The 19,855-nt window shown below is 44.6% G+C and carries 18 protein-coding genes and 2 rRNA genes (1 of these 20 cut by a window edge); all 20 read right to left on the bottom strand.

All coding sequences use genetic code 11. The features are described 5' to 3' along the window. Nucleotides 1–657, bottom strand: a 23S ribosomal RNA gene (locus MHB62_RS00490); it reaches 2,271 nt to the left of the window's first position. A 167-nt stretch (nt 658–824) separates the two neighbouring features. Then, nucleotides 825–2,374 (bottom strand): 16S ribosomal RNA (locus MHB62_RS00485). Together the 16S and 23S rRNA genes form the textbook arrangement of a ribosomal RNA operon. Nucleotides 2,375–2,684: 310 nt before the next feature. Continuing rightward, entirely contained in the window at nt 2,685–4,184 is a 1,500-nt protein-coding gene (gene lysS / locus MHB62_RS00480; RefSeq protein ID WP_003242743.1) for a lysine--tRNA ligase, read from the bottom strand. Between the two features lie 91 nt (nt 4,185–4,275). Next, a complete protein-coding gene (dusB, locus tag MHB62_RS00475) occupies nt 4,276–5,277 on the bottom strand; it encodes a tRNA dihydrouridine synthase DusB (protein WP_003243741.1) in 1,002 nt (333 codons plus the stop codon). Nucleotides 5,278–5,300: 23 nt separating this feature from the next. After that, nucleotides 5,301–5,510 (bottom strand): helix-turn-helix domain-containing protein, encoded by a 210-nt coding sequence (locus MHB62_RS00470; RefSeq protein ID WP_003226678.1) that lies wholly within the window; start codon nt 5,508–5,510, stop codon nt 5,301–5,303. Next, nucleotides 5,462–5,965, bottom strand: a complete 504-nt coding sequence (gene folK / locus MHB62_RS00465) for a 2-amino-4-hydroxy-6-hydroxymethyldihydropteridine diphosphokinase (RefSeq protein ID WP_003242690.1) — start codon at nt 5,963–5,965, stop codon at nt 5,462–5,464. The genes MHB62_RS00470 and folK overlap by 49 nt, the downstream gene beginning before the upstream one ends. Continuing rightward, complete coding sequence (gene folB / locus MHB62_RS00460; protein WP_003242949.1) at nt 5,962–6,324, bottom strand: dihydroneopterin aldolase; 363 nt, start codon at nt 6,322–6,324, stop codon at nt 5,962–5,964. Before folB ends, folK begins: the two co-directional genes overlap by 4 nt. Further along, complete coding sequence (folP, locus tag MHB62_RS00455) at nt 6,317–7,174, bottom strand: dihydropteroate synthase (protein ID WP_003242672.1); 858 nt, start codon at nt 7,172–7,174, stop codon at nt 6,317–6,319. Before folP ends, folB begins: the two co-directional genes overlap by 8 nt. Beyond that, nucleotides 7,156–8,037, bottom strand: a complete 882-nt coding sequence (pabC, locus tag MHB62_RS00450) for an aminodeoxychorismate lyase (protein ID WP_003244544.1) — start codon at nt 8,035–8,037, stop codon at nt 7,156–7,158. Before pabC ends, folP begins: the two co-directional genes overlap by 19 nt. Further along, entirely contained in the window at nt 8,037–8,621 is a 585-nt protein-coding gene (gene pabA / locus MHB62_RS00445) for an aminodeoxychorismate/anthranilate synthase component II (protein WP_003243797.1), read from the bottom strand. Before pabA ends, pabC begins: the two co-directional genes overlap by 1 nt. 13 nt (nt 8,622–8,634) lie before the next feature. Beyond that, nucleotides 8,635–10,047 (bottom strand): anthranilate synthase component I family protein, encoded by a 1,413-nt coding sequence (locus tag MHB62_RS00440; RefSeq protein ID WP_003242468.1) that lies wholly within the window; start codon nt 10,045–10,047, stop codon nt 8,635–8,637. A gap of 166 nt (nt 10,048–10,213) precedes the next feature. Next, nucleotides 10,214–11,140 carry a cysteine synthase A gene (cysK, locus tag MHB62_RS00435; RefSeq protein WP_003244491.1) on the bottom strand — a complete coding sequence of 309 codons (927 nt, stop codon included), beginning with the start codon at nt 11,138–11,140 and terminating at the stop codon, nt 10,214–10,216. A 75-nt stretch (nt 11,141–11,215) separates the two neighbouring features. Continuing rightward, nucleotides 11,216–12,109: a peptidyl-prolyl cis-trans isomerase gene (locus MHB62_RS00430; protein ID WP_003243824.1), complete on the bottom strand. Its 894-nt coding sequence runs from the start codon at nt 12,107–12,109 to the stop codon at nt 11,216–11,218. 46 nt (nt 12,110–12,155) lie between these two features. Further along, nucleotides 12,156–13,031: a redox-regulated molecular chaperone HslO gene (hslO, locus tag MHB62_RS00425; RefSeq protein ID WP_003226695.1), complete on the bottom strand. Its 876-nt coding sequence runs from the start codon at nt 13,029–13,031 to the stop codon at nt 12,156–12,158. Nucleotides 13,032–13,042: 11 nt separating this feature from the next. Continuing rightward, nucleotides 13,043–13,819, bottom strand: coding sequence for a type III pantothenate kinase (locus MHB62_RS00420; RefSeq protein ID WP_010886388.1), 777 nt, complete (start codon nt 13,817–13,819; stop codon nt 13,043–13,045). A gap of 194 nt (nt 13,820–14,013) precedes the next feature. Next, nucleotides 14,014–15,927, bottom strand: a complete 1,914-nt coding sequence (ftsH, locus tag MHB62_RS00415; RefSeq protein WP_003243881.1) for an ATP-dependent zinc metalloprotease FtsH — start codon at nt 15,925–15,927, stop codon at nt 14,014–14,016. A gap of 97 nt (nt 15,928–16,024) precedes the next feature. Beyond that, nucleotides 16,025–16,567: a hypoxanthine phosphoribosyltransferase gene (gene hpt / locus MHB62_RS00410; protein WP_003226700.1), complete on the bottom strand. Its 543-nt coding sequence runs from the start codon at nt 16,565–16,567 to the stop codon at nt 16,025–16,027. Continuing rightward, on the bottom strand, nt 16,564–17,982 hold the full coding sequence (gene tilS / locus MHB62_RS00405) for a tRNA lysidine(34) synthetase TilS (protein WP_019712373.1): 1,419 nt from the start codon (nt 17,980–17,982) through the stop codon (nt 16,564–16,566). The genes hpt and tilS overlap by 4 nt, the downstream gene beginning before the upstream one ends. A gap of 103 nt (nt 17,983–18,085) precedes the next feature. After that, nucleotides 18,086–19,102, bottom strand: a complete 1,017-nt coding sequence (prkT, locus tag MHB62_RS00400; protein ID WP_404978342.1) for a serine/threonine protein kinase PrkT — start codon at nt 19,100–19,102, stop codon at nt 18,086–18,088. Further along, nucleotides 19,068–19,805: a VWA domain-containing protein gene (locus MHB62_RS00395; RefSeq protein WP_003243782.1), complete on the bottom strand. Its 738-nt coding sequence runs from the start codon at nt 19,803–19,805 to the stop codon at nt 19,068–19,070. The genes prkT and MHB62_RS00395 overlap by 35 nt, the downstream gene beginning before the upstream one ends. Between the last annotated feature and the right edge of the window lie 50 nt (nt 19,806–19,855).

Here is a 19,855-nt window from a genome sequence, read left to right as displayed (position 1 = left end):
CTGCTTAACCTTGCACGGGATCGTAACTCGCCGGTTCATTCTACAAAAGGCACGCCATCACCCGTTAACGGGCTCTGACTACTTGTAGGCACACGGTTTCAGGATCTCTTTCACTCCCCTTCCGGGGTGCTTTTCACCTTTCCCTCACGGTACTGGTTCACTATCGGTCACTAGGGAGTATTTAGCCTTGGGAGATGGTCCTCCCGGATTCCGACGGAATTTCACGTGTTCCGCCGTACTCAGGATCCACTCAGGAGAGAACGAAGTTTTGACTACAGGGCTGTTACCTCCTATGGCGGGCCTTTCCAGACCTCTTCATCTACCTCGTTCCTTTGTAACTCCGTACAGAGTGTCCTACAACCCCAAGAGGCAAGCCTCTTGGTTTGGGCTGATCCCGTTTCGCTCGCCGCTACTCAGGGAATCGCATTTGCTTTCTCTTCCTCCGGGTACTTAGATGTTTCAGTTCCCCGGGTCTGCCTTCTCATATCCTATGAATTCAGATATGGATACCACTCCATTACGAGTGGTGGGTTTCCCCATTCGGAAATCTCCGGATCAAAGCTTGCTTACAGCTCCCCGAAGCATATCGGTGTTCGTCCCGTCCTTCATCGGCTCCTAGTGCCAAGGCATCCACCGTGCGCCCTTTCTAACTTAACCGTTAAAAAGAATCACTATGTGATATCTTGTATTACTTGAATGTGATGTCTACTGTTATCTAGTTTTCAAAGAACACGTTTCGAAGGAATGATCCTTCAAAACTAAACAAGACAGGGAACGTTCTGTTTATAAGACCCAAGGTCTTATATTCCGTATAATATCCTTAGAAAGGAGGTGATCCAGCCGCACCTTCCGATACGGCTACCTTGTTACGACTTCACCCCAATCATCTGTCCCACCTTCGGCGGCTGGCTCCTAAAAGGTTACCTCACCGACTTCGGGTGTTACAAACTCTCGTGGTGTGACGGGCGGTGTGTACAAGGCCCGGGAACGTATTCACCGCGGCATGCTGATCCGCGATTACTAGCGATTCCAGCTTCACGCAGTCGAGTTGCAGACTGCGATCCGAACTGAGAACAGATTTGTGGGATTGGCTTAACCTCGCGGTTTCGCTGCCCTTTGTTCTGTCCATTGTAGCACGTGTGTAGCCCAGGTCATAAGGGGCATGATGATTTGACGTCATCCCCACCTTCCTCCGGTTTGTCACCGGCAGTCACCTTAGAGTGCCCAACTGAATGCTGGCAACTAAGATCAAGGGTTGCGCTCGTTGCGGGACTTAACCCAACATCTCACGACACGAGCTGACGACAACCATGCACCACCTGTCACTCTGCCCCCGAAGGGGACGTCCTATCTCTAGGATTGTCAGAGGATGTCAAGACCTGGTAAGGTTCTTCGCGTTGCTTCGAATTAAACCACATGCTCCACCGCTTGTGCGGGCCCCCGTCAATTCCTTTGAGTTTCAGTCTTGCGACCGTACTCCCCAGGCGGAGTGCTTAATGCGTTAGCTGCAGCACTAAGGGGCGGAAACCCCCTAACACTTAGCACTCATCGTTTACGGCGTGGACTACCAGGGTATCTAATCCTGTTCGCTCCCCACGCTTTCGCTCCTCAGCGTCAGTTACAGACCAGAGAGTCGCCTTCGCCACTGGTGTTCCTCCACATCTCTACGCATTTCACCGCTACACGTGGAATTCCACTCTCCTCTTCTGCACTCAAGTTCCCCAGTTTCCAATGACCCTCCCCGGTTGAGCCGGGGGCTTTCACATCAGACTTAAGAAACCGCCTGCGAGCCCTTTACGCCCAATAATTCCGGACAACGCTTGCCACCTACGTATTACCGCGGCTGCTGGCACGTAGTTAGCCGTGGCTTTCTGGTTAGGTACCGTCAAGGTACCGCCCTATTCGAACGGTACTTGTTCTTCCCTAACAACAGAGCTTTACGATCCGAAAACCTTCATCACTCACGCGGCGTTGCTCCGTCAGACTTTCGTCCATTGCGGAAGATTCCCTACTGCTGCCTCCCGTAGGAGTCTGGGCCGTGTCTCAGTCCCAGTGTGGCCGATCACCCTCTCAGGTCGGCTACGCATCGTTGCCTTGGTGAGCCATTACCTCACCAACTAGCTAATGCGCCGCGGGTCCATCTGTAAGTGGTAGCCGAAGCCACCTTTTATGTTTGAACCATGCGGTTCAAACAACCATCCGGTATTAGCCCCGGTTTCCCGGAGTTATCCCAGTCTTACAGGCAGGTTACCCACGTGTTACTCACCCGTCCGCCGCTAACATCAGGGAGCAAGCTCCCATCTGTCCGCTCGACTTGCATGTATTAGGCACGCCGCCAGCGTTCGTCCTGAGCCAGGATCAAACTCTCCGATAAAGTAGTTTGACTGACTACGCACATCGCTGTGCGATTTTTAAAAACTGAATTAACAGGTACGTTTTGTCTTGTTTAGTTTTCAAAGATCATTTTGTTCACTTCGTTCAAGCGACTTTATTATTATAACTCGTTGACTCAGTGAAGTCAATAACTTTTTTTGAAGTTCTTTTTTTCGTTATCGCCTTGTTTAGCGGCAACGAATAATAATATACCACCTAGTAAATAATAGTGCAATAGTTTTTTTGAAGAAATACTAAGGGATTTAAAAAGAGCGGCATCCTTTCCCTATGGAGGATACCGCTCTTTTTTATTAGCGTTGTCTCATTTGCGGGAATAACAGCACATCGCGAATAGAAGGGGCATTCGTCAGCAGCATAACCAGACGGTCGATACCGATGCCTAAACCTCCTGTTGGCGGCATACCGTATTCCAGAGCTTCAACAAAGTCTTCATCCATTAAATGAGCTTCATCATTACCGGCTTCACGCTCTTTTAATTGCGCTTCAAAGCGTTCTCTTTGATCAATAGGATCATTCAGCTCTGTAAACGCGTTGGCATGTTCACGGCCAACGATAAACAGCTCAAAACGGTCTGTAAAACGCGGGTCCTCAGGGTTTTTCTTAGCAAGAGGAGAAATTTCTACAGGATGCCCGTAAATAAACGTTGGCTGAATAAGCGTTTCTTCAATTTTTTGTTCGAAGAATTCGTTGATGATATGGCCTACTGTCATAGAGTCTTTAATTTCTACTTCATGTTCTTTTGCATATTCACGCGCCTGCTCAACAGTAACCTCTTCCCAGAAATCAACGCCGGTCGCTTCTTTGACTGCGTCAACCATATGGATTCTTTTCCACTCCGGTTTAAGGTCGATTTGCTCTTCCCCGTATTGAATCGTAGTTGTGCCAAGCACTTCTTGGGCGATATGAGCGACAAGGTTTTCAGTTAAGCTCATGATATCTTTATAGTCCGCATATGCTTCATATAACTCAATCATTGTAAATTCAGGGTTATGGCGTGTAGAGACACCTTCGTTACGGAAAACACGGCCGATTTCATATACTTTTTCTAAACCGCCGACAATTAGACGTTTTAGGTGCAGTTCGATAGCAATACGCATATAGAGTGGAATGTCTAACGCGTTGTGGTGAGTGATAAACGGACGTGCAGAAGCTCCCCCAGGAATGCTGTGCATTGTAGGTGTTTCTACTTCTAAGTATCCATGATCATCAAGGTACCTTCTCATAGCTTGAATGATCTTGCTTCGTGTAATGAACGTATGTTTGCTGTCTGGGTTTACGATAAGATCCAGATAGCGCTGACGGTAGCGCTGCTCAACGTCTTTTAAACCATGGTATTTGTCAGGAAGCGGACGAAGCGCTTTTGTCAGCAATTCAAAGGAAGTTGCTTTAACAGACAATTCGCCTACATTTGTTTTGAAGACTTTTCCGGTTACGCCGATAAGATCACCGAGGTCAGAAGACTTGAAGATTTCATATTGGTCGTCACCGACACTGTCTTTTCTTACGTAGATTTGGATTTGGCCTTCTAAATCCTGAAGATGGGCAAAGCCAGCTTTTCCTTTGCCGCGTTTTGTCATCATGCGGCCTGCGATTGTAACTTCAATCGCTTTTTCTTCTAACTCTTCTTTGGTTAGATCTTGATATGCCGAAATAACTTCTTGAGACTGATGAGTTCTTTCAAAACGTGCGCCGAATGGATCGATGCCGTTATCTCTCAGCTGATTCATTTTATCGCGTCTGACTTGCAGCTGATCATTCAATTCTTCATGGTTATGCTCTTCTTGACTCATTGTTATCACTCCATTACAGATATTGTTTCATGAAAAAAGCAGAAAAACTGCCAGCGTAAAACTAGCAGTGAGCAGCAAATAGAGGTGAGTATTATCCTACTTTTGCATTTTGAAGCTCTTTTGCCTCAACTTCAACCGTAAATGCATCTAAAAGCTGTACAAACTCTTCTCTCGTCTCGCAATGATTGATTTCATTACGAACGTTCGCATTGCCTTTCACGCCTTTCAGATACCATGCAGCGTGCTTTCTCATTTCTCTTACCGCTACGTTTTCACCTTTTAAGTCAATCAGGCGGTCAAGATGCAGTTTGCATACGGCCATTTTTTCGCGTACTTGCGGCTCTTCTTTTAATTTACCTGTTTCAAGATACTGAACCGTACGGTAAATCATCCACGGGTTACCCAATGCAGCGCGTCCGATCATGACCCCGTCTACTCCTGTCTCATCGAGCATACGCTTAGCATCCTGCGGTGTCTTAACATCGCCGTTTCCGATAACCGGAATCGATACTGATTGTTTTACTTCTTTGATGATATCCCAGTTTGCCGTTCCTTCGTACATCTGCACTCTCGTACGGCCGTGAAGCGCCACTGCTTTACCGCCCGCACGTTCTACAGCCTGTGCATTTTTCACTGCGAAAATGTGGTCTTCATCCCAGCCCATTCTCATTTTCACTGTAACTGGCTTATTAACAGCATCCACTACTGCAGAAACCATTTCGTAAATCTTATCAGGATCGAGAAGCCATTTGGCTCCCGCATCGCATTTTGTAATCTTCGGCACGGGACATCCCATGTTAATATCAATGATATCAGCAGTTGTGTTTTGGTCTACAAACTTCGCCGCTTCCACAAGGGTTTCCTTTTTTCCTCCGAAAATTTGAAGGCTCAGTGGTTTCTCACGTTCATCAATATAAAGCATACCCATTGTTCTTGCATTGTTGTAAAGGATCGCTTTGTCACTGACCATTTCAGCGCATACCAATCCGGCTCCGAATTCCTTTACAGTCAATCTGAACGCAGAGTTGCAGACACCAGCCATAGGTGCGAGCACAACCCGGTTTTTCAATTGAATATCTCCGATTTTGAACAATTTTTCTCCTCCTTTCATTTGTTCTATTTTTCTGGCGGCGCCAATTCGTCCGCACTTATATTTAAAACATCTGCTGCATCTTGAATGATGGCAGCAGACGGCAATCGGTTTCCGCGTTCAATTTCGCCGAGAATAGAAACTGATATACCTAATGCTTTTGCAAATCCTTCTTGAGTATAACCTTTCAGCTTTCTGAATGCACGAATTCGTCTACCCCAGATTTCTGCTTCCATACTCTTACACCTTCTTGGTCTGTTTCGGCGCTTGTAGCCTCTTTTTCAACCTGCTGGCAAATTTCCGCAAGCGGCGCAAGGACAAACAAACGCTCATACATTCTCGGATGCGGAACAATTAGTTGCTCTGTTTCAATATTTTCACGATTAAATAACAAAATGTCAAGGTCTGCCGTCCGCGGCCCCCATCTTACTTCCCTTGTTCTGCCTAATTCATTTTCTATCTGCTGCGTCAGTTCAAGGAGTTCAAAAGGGTTCAATGATGTCTTGATTTCAACAGCCATATTCAAAAATTGAGCTTGATCTTCGTATCCGACCGGGTCAGTTTCGTAAATAGACGACACTTTAGTGACTGTCACCGCAGCATGCTGATGCAGTAAAGCCACTGCTTGCCTTAAATACGTTTCTCTATCTCCAATATTAGATCCAAGTGCAATATAAGCTATGTTGTTCATGACTTTTTTCTCGTAATTTCAATTGCTACTGATTTATAGTGTCCGGGAATTGGCGGGTCTGGCTTAATCACTTTCACCGTACATTGCTGAACAGGCTGAAATTTTCCGAGAACAGTGCCAGCAATACGTTCCGCCAGCGTTTCCACCAATTTCACAGGCTCCCCTTCCACGATATCTTTACATACGTGATAGAGCTCAGCATAGTTGATCGTTTGCTCAAGGTCGTCTGTCTGTCCAGCTTTGCTTAAATCCAGCTCAGCGGTTAAATCGACTTTAAACCGCTGGCCAAGTTTGTTTTCTTCTGTGAACACACCGTGATATCCGTAAAACTCCATACCTTCTACATAAACTTTATCCATGGTGCACCCCTCCCTTATTCAGCATCGCGTCCATCATTTTCGCCATTCTGGCAATTTGCTTTACATCATGGACCCTGACAATGTCACAGCCTTTTTGAATGCCGAGACACACAGTCGCGCCTGTGCCCTCAGCCCGCTCCTCAGGCGGAAGATCCAGAACACGTCCGATGAATCTTTTTCGGGAGGTTGCCAGAAGAACCGGATATCCCAATCCGCTGAAAATCTCTAGTTTGTTCATCACTGCCAAGTTATCGTGATAGGTTTTCGCGAAACCGATACCAGGATCAAGAATAATGTTCTTCTCGTCTACTCCGGCCTCAACAGCAATTTTTACACTCTCCATTAAGTCCGACAGCATATCCGGCAATAAGTCATTGTAGTTTCTTTCAGGGCGGTTATGCATGAGTACAATTGGAACATTATGTTCAGCTGCAACGGAAGCCATCTTCGGATCATGTTTGGCTCCCCAAATATCATTGATAATGGATGCACCGGCTTTCACTGCTTCATCTGCGACAGAAGCCTTGTACGTGTCTACAGAAATAGGAACACCAAGCTCTTTCGTAATCCGCTCAATCACCGGAATGACTCTGGACATCTCCTCATCCTCAGATACGCACTCAGCGCCAGGCCTTGTCGATTCCCCTCCAATATCAATGATATGGGCACCATCATCGATCATCTCTTTCGCGTGCAGCAGCGCCTTGTCCAAGCTGTCATATTTTCCGCCGTCCGAGAAAGAGTCAGGCGTTACGTTTAAAATTCCCATCACCAGCGTCTTCTCTTTATATGATAAAGCGCTGGGCTTAGTGTGGATTACTTGTGTTTGATCTATTGTGTGCTGCGCCATGCTCTTCCTCCCTTTTCATGAATCATGTTCTTTATTTCTTTTTTGTATAACAATTGAAGAGCGGAGGTTGCTTCTCCGCTTTGGCTTCCATAGTTTACTTCTTCTATTTTAGTAAACGGGATGATTTCAAGAACCGAGTTCGTCATCCACGCTTCGTCAGCTGTCAAGAGAGCTTCTAGCTCATATCGGCCCGTTTTGAGCTCCAGGCCGATATCCTTTGCATTTTCTATGATAAAACGTCTCGTGACGCCGTCCAGAATACCGGTATCAAGCGATGGCGTATAGATACAGCGACCTTTTCTCCAGAAGACATTAGATATGATACCCTCTGCAACAGCTCCATCCTCCGTTAAGAAAATTCCCTCGACACGCGGATCATTTCCAATTTCCCGTTTCGCATACATATTATTTAGATAATGATGAGATTTTAACCGGAACGATCCCTCTGGAGTGTTTCTCCGTATCGATAAAACCTTTCCTTCTTTTTGCAAAGGAAGACTTTCTGGTTTCAGCTGATTCACAAAGCATAAAACGGTGGGCTTATCGTACGTCTGGGCGACAAAGCCTTTATCGCTGATTCCCGCTGATATGTTCAGTCTGACGCGGGCATTGCCATCCTTGATATCATTTAGCTTAAGCAGCTTGTCCAGCATCTCAAGGATCTCATGCTTTGAAACAGTATATTCGATTTGCAGATCCTTAAGCGCGCGTTCAAGCCTCTCTATATGCCAATCAAGCAAAAACGGGCAGCCTTCGTAGAGCCTGAAGGTTTCGAAAACACCGATCCCATATAAAAACCCATGGTCAAAAGGAGAAAGAACTGCATCTTTCTCCTCCATATACCGGCCGTTCACATATATCATCACGCAATAACTTCCTTGCGATATGTCTCAATAAAATTTCTGAGCATTTCTTTCCCAAAGGAGGTCATAATAGACTCTGGGTGAAATTGCACACCCTCTATCGGGAGGTCATTGTGGCGAATAGCCATGATTTCTCCTTCTTTCGTTTGTGCTGTTACTGTAAAACAGCTTGGCAGCGTCTCAGGTTTTACGATCAGCGAGTGGTATCGCGTCGCAACAAGGGGATTTTTCAACCCTTCAAAAATGGTTTTGCCGTCATGCTCGATATCCGAGGTTTTCCCGTGCATAAGCCGTTCTGCCCTAACAACATCACCACCGAACACTTGTGCGATGGACTGATGTCCGAGACATACACCGAAAATAGGAATTTTCCCTGCGAAATGTTTAATTGCTTCGAGGCTGATTCCCGCCTCATCAGGGCTGCACGGTCCGGGAGATATCATCAGAAAGTCCGGAGACAGTTCTTCAATTTCATCGATTGTGATGCTGTCATTGCGTTTCACAACCAGCTCTTCCCCAAGCTCGCCCAAATACTGTACCAAGTTGTACGTGAATGAATCGTAGTTATCAATCATTAAAATCATTTCTCCGCTCACCTCATCTAATTTTTGTCTCTTCTTCGCTCAGCTCTAATGCTCTTTGCATCGCAAAAGCTTTTTTGAATGATTCCTTGTATTCGTGCTTCGGAACAGAATCAATCACAACTCCTGCACCGGACTGCATAAATGCCTGCCCTCCGGTTGCATAAATGGTTCGAATGACGATATTAAACTGCAGATCGTGATTATATCCAAACCATCCTATAGATCCAGTATAAAGCCCTCGGCGTGTCGGCTCAAGTTCTTCTATAATTTCCATCGTTCTTACTTTCGGTGCACCAGTAATGGTTCCTCCGGGAAACACAGCATGAATAATATCTACAGCATCATACCCATCCTGCAGTTCACCTTGGACATTAGACACAATGTGCATCACATGCGAGTATTTTTCAATTGCCATGAATTCATTTACGCGCACAGACCCGTAACGTGATACTCTTCCCAGATCATTTCGCTCAAGATCAACCAGCATGACATGTTCCGCGCGTTCTTTTTCATTGTGTATCAATTCGTTTGCAAGCGCCTCGTCTTCTTCATTTGTTTTCCCTCTGGAACGGGTGCCCGCAATCGGTCTCGTCTCTAATAGCTTGCCCTTTTTGCTGACAAGCAGTTCAGGCGATCCGCAAATGATTTGGAAATCAGGTGTTTCTAAATACGCCATATAAGGAGAAGGATTTACTTCTCTCAAGGTTTTGTAAATTTGATATGGGTGGACAGACAGTGACTGTGACTGCCTTATTGATAGATTGACTTGAAACACATCTCCGCTGGCAATGTATTGTTTGATTTTCTCTACAGCTTGTGAGAACCCATCCTCGGTAAATGGCGCCGCGAAAGAACCAGCTGTTTCAGGCTTCATCTCTCGCGAAGTGACAGCGGGAAGCTCAGTCAACCACATCTGCTCTAACTCAGATAGCTTCACATCCGCTGTTTCCTGATCAGAACCATTAACATGAGTAATCAGCCATAGAGACTCTTCTTGATGGTCATAAACTGCTATATCATCAAAAACAAGAAAATAAATATCTGGTGTTTCTAAATCATCTAATGAGAGCATTTTAAAATTTTCAATGTACCGTGCGTAATCATAGCTGAGAAACCCGATTGCCCCGCCTTGAAAGTCAGGGAACTCATGATTCGTTTCTGTTTCCAGTGTTTTAAACCAGCTGTGGAAGGCCCGTAATGGATCACCTTCTTTAAACAGCATCTCATCACCATGCTTAATTGTAGTTATTCCGTCTTTTCCTTTCACAGTCGCAATTGGATCAAGACCGGCTATACTATATCTGCCGCCTCTTGCACTTTCGAGAAGTACATGATGTTTCCGGGATTGCGCAAGTTTCTCAAATTGTTGTAAGAATGAGTCTTTTTGAAAAGGTATTTTTTTGCCTGCCGGTCTGCGTTGTGCCATTTGTATCATTCCTCTATTTTCTTTTTTACTTGTTTTTAATTGTAAAGCAATGTTGTTAGTGAAAAAAGTGAATTTCTCTTCCAAGAATAACATTCGTCGCAGACATGGCATATTTGATGCACGAAATATAAAAAAACTCCCGGCGAACCGGGAGTTTTGGCTTTTTTTAATCGAATTGGTACAGCGGCGTGCTTAGATAACGTTCGCCGTTACTTGGAATGATGGCCAATACTTTTTTGCCTTTTCCGAGTTTTTTTGCTACTTGAAGAGCAGCATAAATTGCCGCACCTGATGAGATGCCTCCGAGAATTCCTTCTTCACGTGCAGCTCTGCGGGCATATTCGAATGCTTCTTCATTCTTCACAGGGAAGATTTCATCATATACTTCAGTGTTTAAGATGTCCGGCACGAATCCTGCTCCGATTCCCTGAATTTTGTGGGGGCCTGGTTTTCCTCCTGAAAGCACTGGGGAATCTGACGGTTCAACAGCATAAATCTTGATGGAAGGGTATGCTTCCTTCAGCACTTCGCCCGCTCCCGTAATCGTTCCGCCCGTTCCGATTCCGGCTACAAATGCGTCAAGCTGATCATCACCGAATTGCTCAACGATTTCTTTACCCGTTGTTTGGCGGTGAATTTCGGGGTTAGAAGGGTTGTTAAACTGCTGCGGCACAAAGTATCCGTGCTTTTCAGCAAGCTCTTCAGCTTTCTTAATAGCACCTTTCATGCCTTCCGCACCAGGAGTCAGCACAAGCTCAGCACCATATGCGCGAAGAAGGTTGCGGCGCTCCATGCTCATTGTATCAGGCATAACCAAAATGGCTTTTAATCCTTTAGCAGCAGCAACCATTGCAAGCCCGATTCCAGTATTTCCGCTTGTCGGTTCAATGATTGTATTACCGGCTTTTAATTTTCCTTCTTTTTCAGCCGCTTCAATCATAGCTAAACCGATACGGTCTTTTACACTGCTTCCAGGGTTCATGTATTCAAGTTTTAGATATACATCCGCACTGTTTTCATCTGCAAGGCGATTTAATTTAACGATTGGCGTATTCCCAATTAATTCAGTAATGGAGTTTGCTACACGTACCATTCTCGACACCTCAATTTCCGACTATTTGTATTGGTATTATGTATATAATCTATCAATTTCAAAATTTTTTGTCAATCACTTAGTACTTTTTTCCCCATAAAACCAAGATACATCGGCTTCTTTCCAAAGTGTCTTAACTGTCGCTTTATCGCCTAGCTGATCCATTGCGATTTGCCGTCTGATCTGGTCCTTTACTTCATCAAATGAGAACGTTCTTGCCTTTAGTTTTTCTTTCAGCTGGATAATGGCATATCCGTTGCTGACCTTTATTGGTTCCTGAGACCATTCATCCTCTTTGAGTGTTTTCGCCTCTTCAATGTATGCTGATGGAATGTTGTCTGATGCCTCTGTGACAAAACCTAAATCTCCGCCGTATGGTGATGTATATCTGTCTGTAGATCTTTCGGCAGCGACAGCTTCAAAGCTTGATCCGCCTTTCAGTTCTTTCAGGACTTCTCTTGCTTCTTCTTCATCTTTTACAACAATGTGCCGAATTCGATACGAATCATCAAACTGATATAGTTCCTTATTTTTATTATAGAATGATTCCAATTCTTTGTTTGAGATATCGATATCCCTTGTTAACAAATCCTCAAGGAGGATATTATAACGAATTTGGTCTTTCCACTCTTTCTCCGTCGTATGTTCATCTTCGTAAAAGGAATTATTGACCGCTTTAATCAGCAAAAACTCACGATCAACTTCGCTTTTGGATATTTTAAGTTTGTTCTTTTTAGCCAGCTGCTCAACAACTCGGACATTGATCATATCTTCAAGCGTTGACTTACCATACTGATCTTCCATTTCTTTCAGCCATTCTTCTCTTGTCACACTCTTGCCTCCGATAGTCGCAATAGACTCACCGGATGACGATGCGCCGGCTTGGGATTTCGTCAGCGTATATGCAACAGCAATACAGCAAACCAACAGCGCCCCTAAAATAATGGTCCAGATTGTTCTTGATTTCAAACCTGCTTTCAGCCCCTTTTCTCAAATTAAAAACCCGCTAAAGAGCTTAGCGGGTAGTTTGGTCACGAAGCCCTTCCAGCTCTTCTTTTGTAAATAAGTACTTTTCATTACAAAAATGGCATACTGCTTCGGCTTGTCCATCTTCTTCTATCATATCTTGAATTTCTTTTTTGCCTAGTCCTAAAATGGCTGTTTCGAACCGTTCTTTTGAACAAGGGCAATGGAATCTGACAGGCATCGTTTCCAAAATCTCAGGTTTCTCGCCTAGGACTTCTTCTAAAATTTCTTCTGGTGTCAGCCCTTTTTGGATGAGCTTAGAAATCGGCTCTACTTGAGATAGACGCTGTTCAATTTTTGTGATTGTTTCATCATCTGTTCCCGGCATCAGCTGAATAATAAAGCCCCCTGCCGCAAGAATGGTATTGTCAGGATTTACGAGCACACCTACGCCCACTGATGAAGGAACCTGCTCAGATGACACAAGATAGTAAGTAAAATCATCTCCTAATTCTCCTGAAACGATTTCTACTTGTCCTGTGAAGAACTCGCGCAAACCTAAATCTTTTACGACACTTAACGTTCCGTTTGTTCCAACCGCACGTCTGACATCAAGCTTACCTTGTTCATTTAAATCAAAATGAACTTGCGGGTTAGAGACATAGGCTCTGACTTCTCCTTTGGCATTGGCATCAGCTACAATAGCTCCGATCGGACCTCCGCCCTCGATTTTCACGGTCAGCTTATCATCGCCCTTCAGCATAGCGCCGAGCATAAGTGAAGCTGTCATTGTACGGCCTAGTGCAGCGGATGCTGTCGGCCACGTACCATGGCGTCTCTGCCCCTCATTTACCATATCAGTCGTTCTCGCTGCATAAGCCCGAACTTTTCCGTCATACGCAAGTGCTTTTACTAAATAATCCATTACTAAACCTCCTATACACTTCCTACGCGGTTTCTTTCATAAATCAATTCCAGCCCTTTTAGGGTTAAGAATGGATCAACGATGTCTATACAATCTGATTCGTTCGCAATGAGCGGCGCCAGGCCTCCTGTCGCAATGACCTTTGGTTCCTGTTTTGCCTGCCATTTCATTCGCTTAACGATTCCTTCCACTTGGCCGACATAGCCAAATAAAATTCCAGATTGCATCGCGCTAACAGTGTTTTTTCCGATAATATTGTCGGGCCGGGTGATTTCGATACGAGGAAGCTTTGCTGCACGCGAGTAAAGCGCCTCTGTCGAAATTGTAATCCCAGGGGCAATCGCCCCGCCCATGTATTGTTTGTTTTCATCAATATAGCAGTACGTTGTGGCGGTTCCGAAATCGACAACAATTAATGGATTGCCGTATAAGTGTATCGCAGCGACAGCATTTACGATTCTGTCTGCCCCCACTTCTTTCGGATTGTCATATTTTATATTTAAACCGGTTTTCATACCTGGACCAACAATTTGAGGCTCGATATGAAAGTATTTTGTGCACATTCTTTCTAACGCAAACATGATTGGCGGCACTACTGACGAAATAATAATGCCATCTATCTGTTCAAACATAAGCCCGGAGTGATCAAATAAGGAGCGCAAAATCATCCCAAACTCATCTTCTGTTTTATGCCTGCTTGTTTCTATACGCCAGTGATATTCTAATTTTCCATCATGATATACACCAAGTACAGTATTGGTGTTCCCCACATCGATAACCAGTAACAACCTCTATCACCACTTTTGAATAGTTTCTCTACTTTACTTTTTACAAACATTCTACAATACCATACACGATCAGCGGCTCATTTGTAAACAAATCGATACCAGAATTGGATGATTGCAAAAGCCGCACCTGAGCCCATAATTTACATAAAAAAACTGCCAGCGTCAGCCGGCAGTTTTTTTAGAAAGAAAGCGAATTACTCTTTCGTATCGTCTTTCTTTTCTTCTGTTTTTGTCAGAATGTTTACTTTCACATCATCGTTCTTTTCATCATCTGAGAAATTACGCTCAGGTAATGTTCCATGATCGATAAGGTGTTTGATTTGTTCAGCGTCAAGCGTTTCAACTTTCAGAAGCGTTTGGGCAATCAATTCAAGCTTGTCACGATTTTCAGTCAGGATTTGTTTCGCACGCTCATAACATTCTTTGATGATGCGCTGAATTTCCTGATCAATTTCGTAAGCGATTTGATCACTGTAGTTCTGTTCGTTGTTGAAATCACGGCCTAAGAATACCTGACCGCCCTGAGACTGTCCAAATTGCAACGGTCCCAGTTTTTCTGACATACCGAATTCTGTAACCATTCGTCTTGCAATATTCGTCGCACGCTGGAAGTCATTGTGCGCCCCTGTGCTGACTTCACCGAAGATAATCTCTTCAGCAACACGTCCGCCCAAGAGGCCGACAATTTTATCAAGCAGCTCCGGCTTTGTTTGGAAATAACGGTCTTCTCTTGGCAGCATAACAGCATAACCGCCAGCCTGGCCCCGAGGAACAATCGTTACTTTATGAACCATATCTGCCTCATCTAAAACGAGACCGATAACGGTGTGTCCGCCTTCGTGATAAGCCACGATATTGCGTTCTTTCTTGGAGATAACGCGGCTCTTCTTAGCGGGTCCGGCAATTACACGGTCCGTCGCTTCGTCAATATCACGCGCATCGATTTTTTTCTTGTTTTGACGAGCCGCTACAAGCGCAGCTTCATTCAAGAGGTTTTCTAAGTCAGCGCCTGAGAAGCCTGGTGTTCTCATGGCAATTGATTTTAGGTTAACCGTTTCATCCAGCGGTTTGTTTCTCGCATGGACTTTCAATACAGCTTCACGGCCAATGACATCTGGGCGGTCCACTGTGATTTGACGGTCAAAACGTCCCGGACGAAGTAAGGCTGGGTCCAAGATGTCCGCACGGTTCGTCGCAGCAATGATGATAATTCCTTCATTAGCGCTGAATCCGTCCATTTCAACAAGCAATTGGTTTAGCGTCTGTTCACGTTCATCGTGTCCACCGCCGAGACCAGCGCCACGCTGGCGTCCGACTGCGTCAATTTCATCAATGAAGATCAAACAAGGCGCATTCTTTTTCGCATTTTCAAACAAGTCACGCACACGGGAAGCACCGACCCCTACAAACATTTCAACGAAATCAGATCCGCTGATGCTGAAGAAAGGTACGCCGGCTTCTCCTGCACAAGCCTTGGCAAGCAATGTTTTACCGGTACCCGGAGGTCCGACTAAAAGCACGCCTTTCGGTATTCTGGCGCCGAGCTCGGCAAACTTGCGGGGATCTTTCAGAAACTCAACAACTTCAACAAGTTCTTGCTTTTCTTCGTCAGCCCCTGCAACGTCTTTAAATTTGACGCGTTTCTTTTCCTCTGTATACAGCTTCGCTTTACTCTTGCCAAAGTTCATGACACGGCTGCCGCCGCCTTGAGCCTGATTGAGCAGGAAGAAAAACAGAATAAAGATAATGACAAATGGGATGATGGTCGTCAGGAACGTCACCCATCCGCTTGTTTCTTGCGCGGGCTCAACCTTTACGTCTGTCTTTTTCAAAGCGTTAAATATCTGGTCTGCTCCCTTTCCTTCAGGAACATGAGTCAAAAAGTATTGATCTTTGTCGTAGTTTTTCAGCTGCCCTTTTACCTCATAAACACCTCTGACAGGCTGAACCGATACGCTATCAACTTTCCCGTCATCCAGGTTTTTGATGAACGTACTGTACGACATATTTTCTGTTTTCGGATTTGAGGTCTGGAAGTAGCTCACAACCCCGATTACTACTAATAAAATAAGTAAATAAAAAATGGTATTACGGAAGACCCGATTCATTCCTTACCTCCTCCCACAGTAAGCACAACTATGTTCAATAGTACCATAGAAAATCATTCCAATACAAACAATAACCATCTCGGAAGCAGGCTGCCGATCAGCTTTCATAAACTGCCGGTTTTAACACTCCGATATAAGGCAGATTGCGATAGCGCTCAGCATAATCAAGTCCGTAACCCACTACAAACGCGTCAGGAACTTCAAAACCGACAAAGTCTGCTTTGATGTCCGCTTTTCTTCCGCTCGGTTTATCCAAAAGGGTAACAATCTTAATTGATTTTGCTTTACGGTATCGGAAGAGCTCTACGAGATAACTTAAGGTTAACCCACTGTCGATGATATCTTCAATAATTAAGATGTCCCGGCCCTCTACAGATGTATCCAAATCTTTAATGATTTTTACTTCTCCAGAAGAAACCGTAGAATTTCCGTAGCTTGATACATCCATGAAATCCATTTCCAAATATGTATCAATATGCTTGATAAGATCTGCCATAAAAGGAAGTGCTCCTTTTAACACACCGATTGCCAACGGAAATGTATCTTGATACTCGCTCGTTAATTCTGCACCTAACTCTTTTACTTTCTTTTGTATCTCTTCCTCTGAGATCAGTACTTTCTCGATATCATGTTTCATCATGATTTTGCTTGCCCCCTACACTTTTCATGCTGTCTATATTGTAATACAATGCGGTCGCTGTTTGGAATCACAAGATCTTCAAAAATTGATTTTTTCAAGCCAGGTATCCAGATAATTTCACCGCTTGCGTCCGTCACAATCGGCCAGTTGTCTCTTTCTTGGAGAGGCAATTTCTTATCAATAAATATATCCTTTACCTTTTTTGAGCCGTTCATCCCTTTTAGTTTGATCCGGTCTCCAGCTTTTCTCGTCCGGATTGTTAAGGGAAATCGCACCTTTTTTTCACTTGTGATAAAAACAGCATTCCCATGTTCTTCAGGCGAGTCCGCATAATGCCTTGCCTCTATCAGATATCCATTAGGGAGCACTGCCGTTTCATCAGCAGCTCCGCTAATTTGGTATTCAAAGGGAACATTTTTGCACTGCCATTGTTCAAATGTAAACAAACATGTCTGATATGATTTGACCACCTTCAGCCCTTTCGGAAAGTCCAGTACTCCTGAAGGACCGCCATTTTCCGCCCAATCGAGAAACTGCTGAATGTGATGGGCTGAAAAGGATGATGGAACGTTTTCATAAAGATAGTTTAATATTAGTTGAACTCCTCTTCTTTGTAAAGGCATCGGGAGGGCAAGCAATTGAGAGGAATTGATTTCAACTGATGTATTAGACTGGCTTGTGATTACTTTATTCATTTCATCTTTCGTTAATGACTGTAAGAATTGCTCATCTTCCGTCAGTGCTTCACTCACTTTCTGAAACCTTTTATGCACATCCGGAGATTCCTGCTTCATAAACGGGAGCACTGTTTTTCTGAATCTGTTTCTTGTGTAGTCATCTTTGGCGTTGCTTTCATCCGTCCGGTAGCTCAAGCCGTTTTCACGGCAATAGTGAAGGATCTCTTCCTTTGTAATGGTTAAGAACGGCCTGATAATCCGCCCCGTCCCAAAACGTCTAACCGGTTGCATTCCCGCAAGTCCCGTTCCAAGCGTGCCCTTAGCCAGTTTCATAAGCATTGTTTCAACCTGGTCATCACCATGATGCGCAAGAGCCAGATAGTCCGCTTGGTGCTTCGACATGATTTCCTCAAAAAACTGGTAGCGGCAATCGCGTGCTGCAGCCTGCTTATTGAGTCCTTTTTCCTGTGCATATGCGGTTACATTGATTTGAGCCGTTTCGCACACGAGCTGTTCAGCTTTACAATAAGCTTGGACAAAACGCATGTCCTCTTCGGATTCCGCACCTCTGAACCGATGGTCAACGTGAGCTGCAATAACATTCGCTGAACGGCCGCATAACGTATGCAACGCGTGAAGAAGAGCCATTGAGTCCGGACCGCCAGAAACGCCTACAATGATCGTCGCCCCTTTTAACGTAAGATTGTGTTTGTTTAAAAAATCTTTGACACTTTTCACAATGTCCTCCTCACAATGAGCAGGTATTTTAAAGATATTCATATCCTAACACTTTCAACCCCTCCAAGCAAAGAAGAAGCATAGGCTCTGCAGTTTGCACCATTCAGATTAAGAAAAAGATAATATAGGCGAAATAAAGCGCTAAAACACTGATCACGATCAGCGTTGTTTCAAATAACCCCCCTGACTTAGCCGGTTTCTGTTTTGGGGTATATCGCGTCTTCGTTATTTTTCCTTGGCGCGGTTTTTGCTGTCTTTGTCGTGTGGCAGGCTGCGGTGATGCTTTTATAGGCTGTTTTCTTTGTGCTGCTTTTTGCCCCGCGTTCAGCATATCCTTTTTCATTTCATCTGCGGATTGATAATCTCCGTTCAAGGCTGAAAAAAGCACTTTTTTATACTTTTGAAGCAGCGGGTTTCCTTCGATGAGAGACCTAAGCTGTTCTTTGGGCTGGTTCGTTTTCTTAAATTCTTTTTTATGCACACTGTTGATCATAATCATGGCAACTGCGAACAGATCATAGGATGGCTCTGCCTTTCTTGTTCCATACCCCCAATAGCCTCTGTCATAAAACTCCGTATACTCTTTTATCGCCCGGCCTTCCTTTGTCGTGCCGCCCACATCAATGCAGCGGATCCTTGCGGGCGGACCAGTTACGATCAGATTATCAGGTTTAAGATCGCCGAATATCCATCCTTGCTGGTGAAGCACCGATAAGCTGGATAACAGCTGAATCATTAATACAGGTATCCACTCTGCTCCTTTATCACTGACATACTTCAAAAGCAGCGGCCCTTTTATGTATTCCATTGCATAAAATGAAACTTTCGTATTGGTACCGGGAATATAAGCATCATCCGTATCAAAAAAAGAAGGCCCCATCGTAACGGACTGGGCCTTTGAGAAAGATTTCAAGACATTCACTTCAGAAGTAATAGACAGGCTGTCATCACTCACCTTTAAGGCAACATGTCCATCTGATGCTTCTGCCAAATACACAATTCCATTGGCCCCTTTACCAAGCTGTTTACGCAATGTATAAGTGTTTCCATTCCACTTGCCTTTGATTATCGTACCCGGCTTGAGGCTACATGCCAAACTCGTCAAAGCGTCGTTCATCATCTGCCAGCATGCCCCTTCTTGAGCGTATTTTTTCAAACTGCAGTGTCGCTTCACGAATTGCCGGACCTGTCGGCGTGATGCCGCCTGTCGAAAGCTTTGCAAAGAGTGTGGAAAGAGATTGCAGCTTCGGTGTCCAGTTCAGCACAAGCTCGACCTCTTGTTTTTTCCCGGGAAATATACACATCGCAAATTCGTTATTCCCGATTCGAGAATTGAGGCTTACAGACAAATCAATCAGTGCCTCTTTTACTGTTGGAAGCTTTGGCGCCATACTTGCACTTGTATCAACAAGAACCAAAACCTGAAGATGCACCGTTTCTCCAAGCTCGTCTACCACTTCCATGACTTCGCCGCGTTTTTCCGGGGAAAGCTCTTCCATTTCCACATTCTTTCCGAGAATCTGTTTCAGTTCTTGATTGACTACACCTTGTAAGGTTTGCGTCATCGCTTTTTTTGTTACCATTTGAACAGTTTGTGAAAGCTGAGATGCATAAACGACTTGATGCACGCCTCCTCCGGCAAGTGCAATCCCTTCGACTTCCTTCATTGCCTCAGGGTCAATTTGATTTTCTTCCATTATACCAATGACATTTACCGTAATCCCCTGCTCTTTAGCAAAAGCAGCCATTGCAAGCGGGTCTTCCCCATGGTTTGAGCAGCCATCCGTTATCAGCAAAATTTGATTTAAATGTCCGTTGTTCACATTCATTCCTCCTGGAGAATACGAGGATTCTCAGATTCATATATTCCCAT

Source organism: Bacillus sp. FSL K6-0255 (genome assembly GCF_045040725.1).
GTDB classification, from domain to species: Bacteria; Bacillota; Bacilli; order Bacillales; family Bacillaceae; genus Bacillus; species Bacillus subtilis.
Note: the sequence above shows the minus strand (reverse complement) of the source record. Positions and strands in the feature narration are given on the sequence as shown.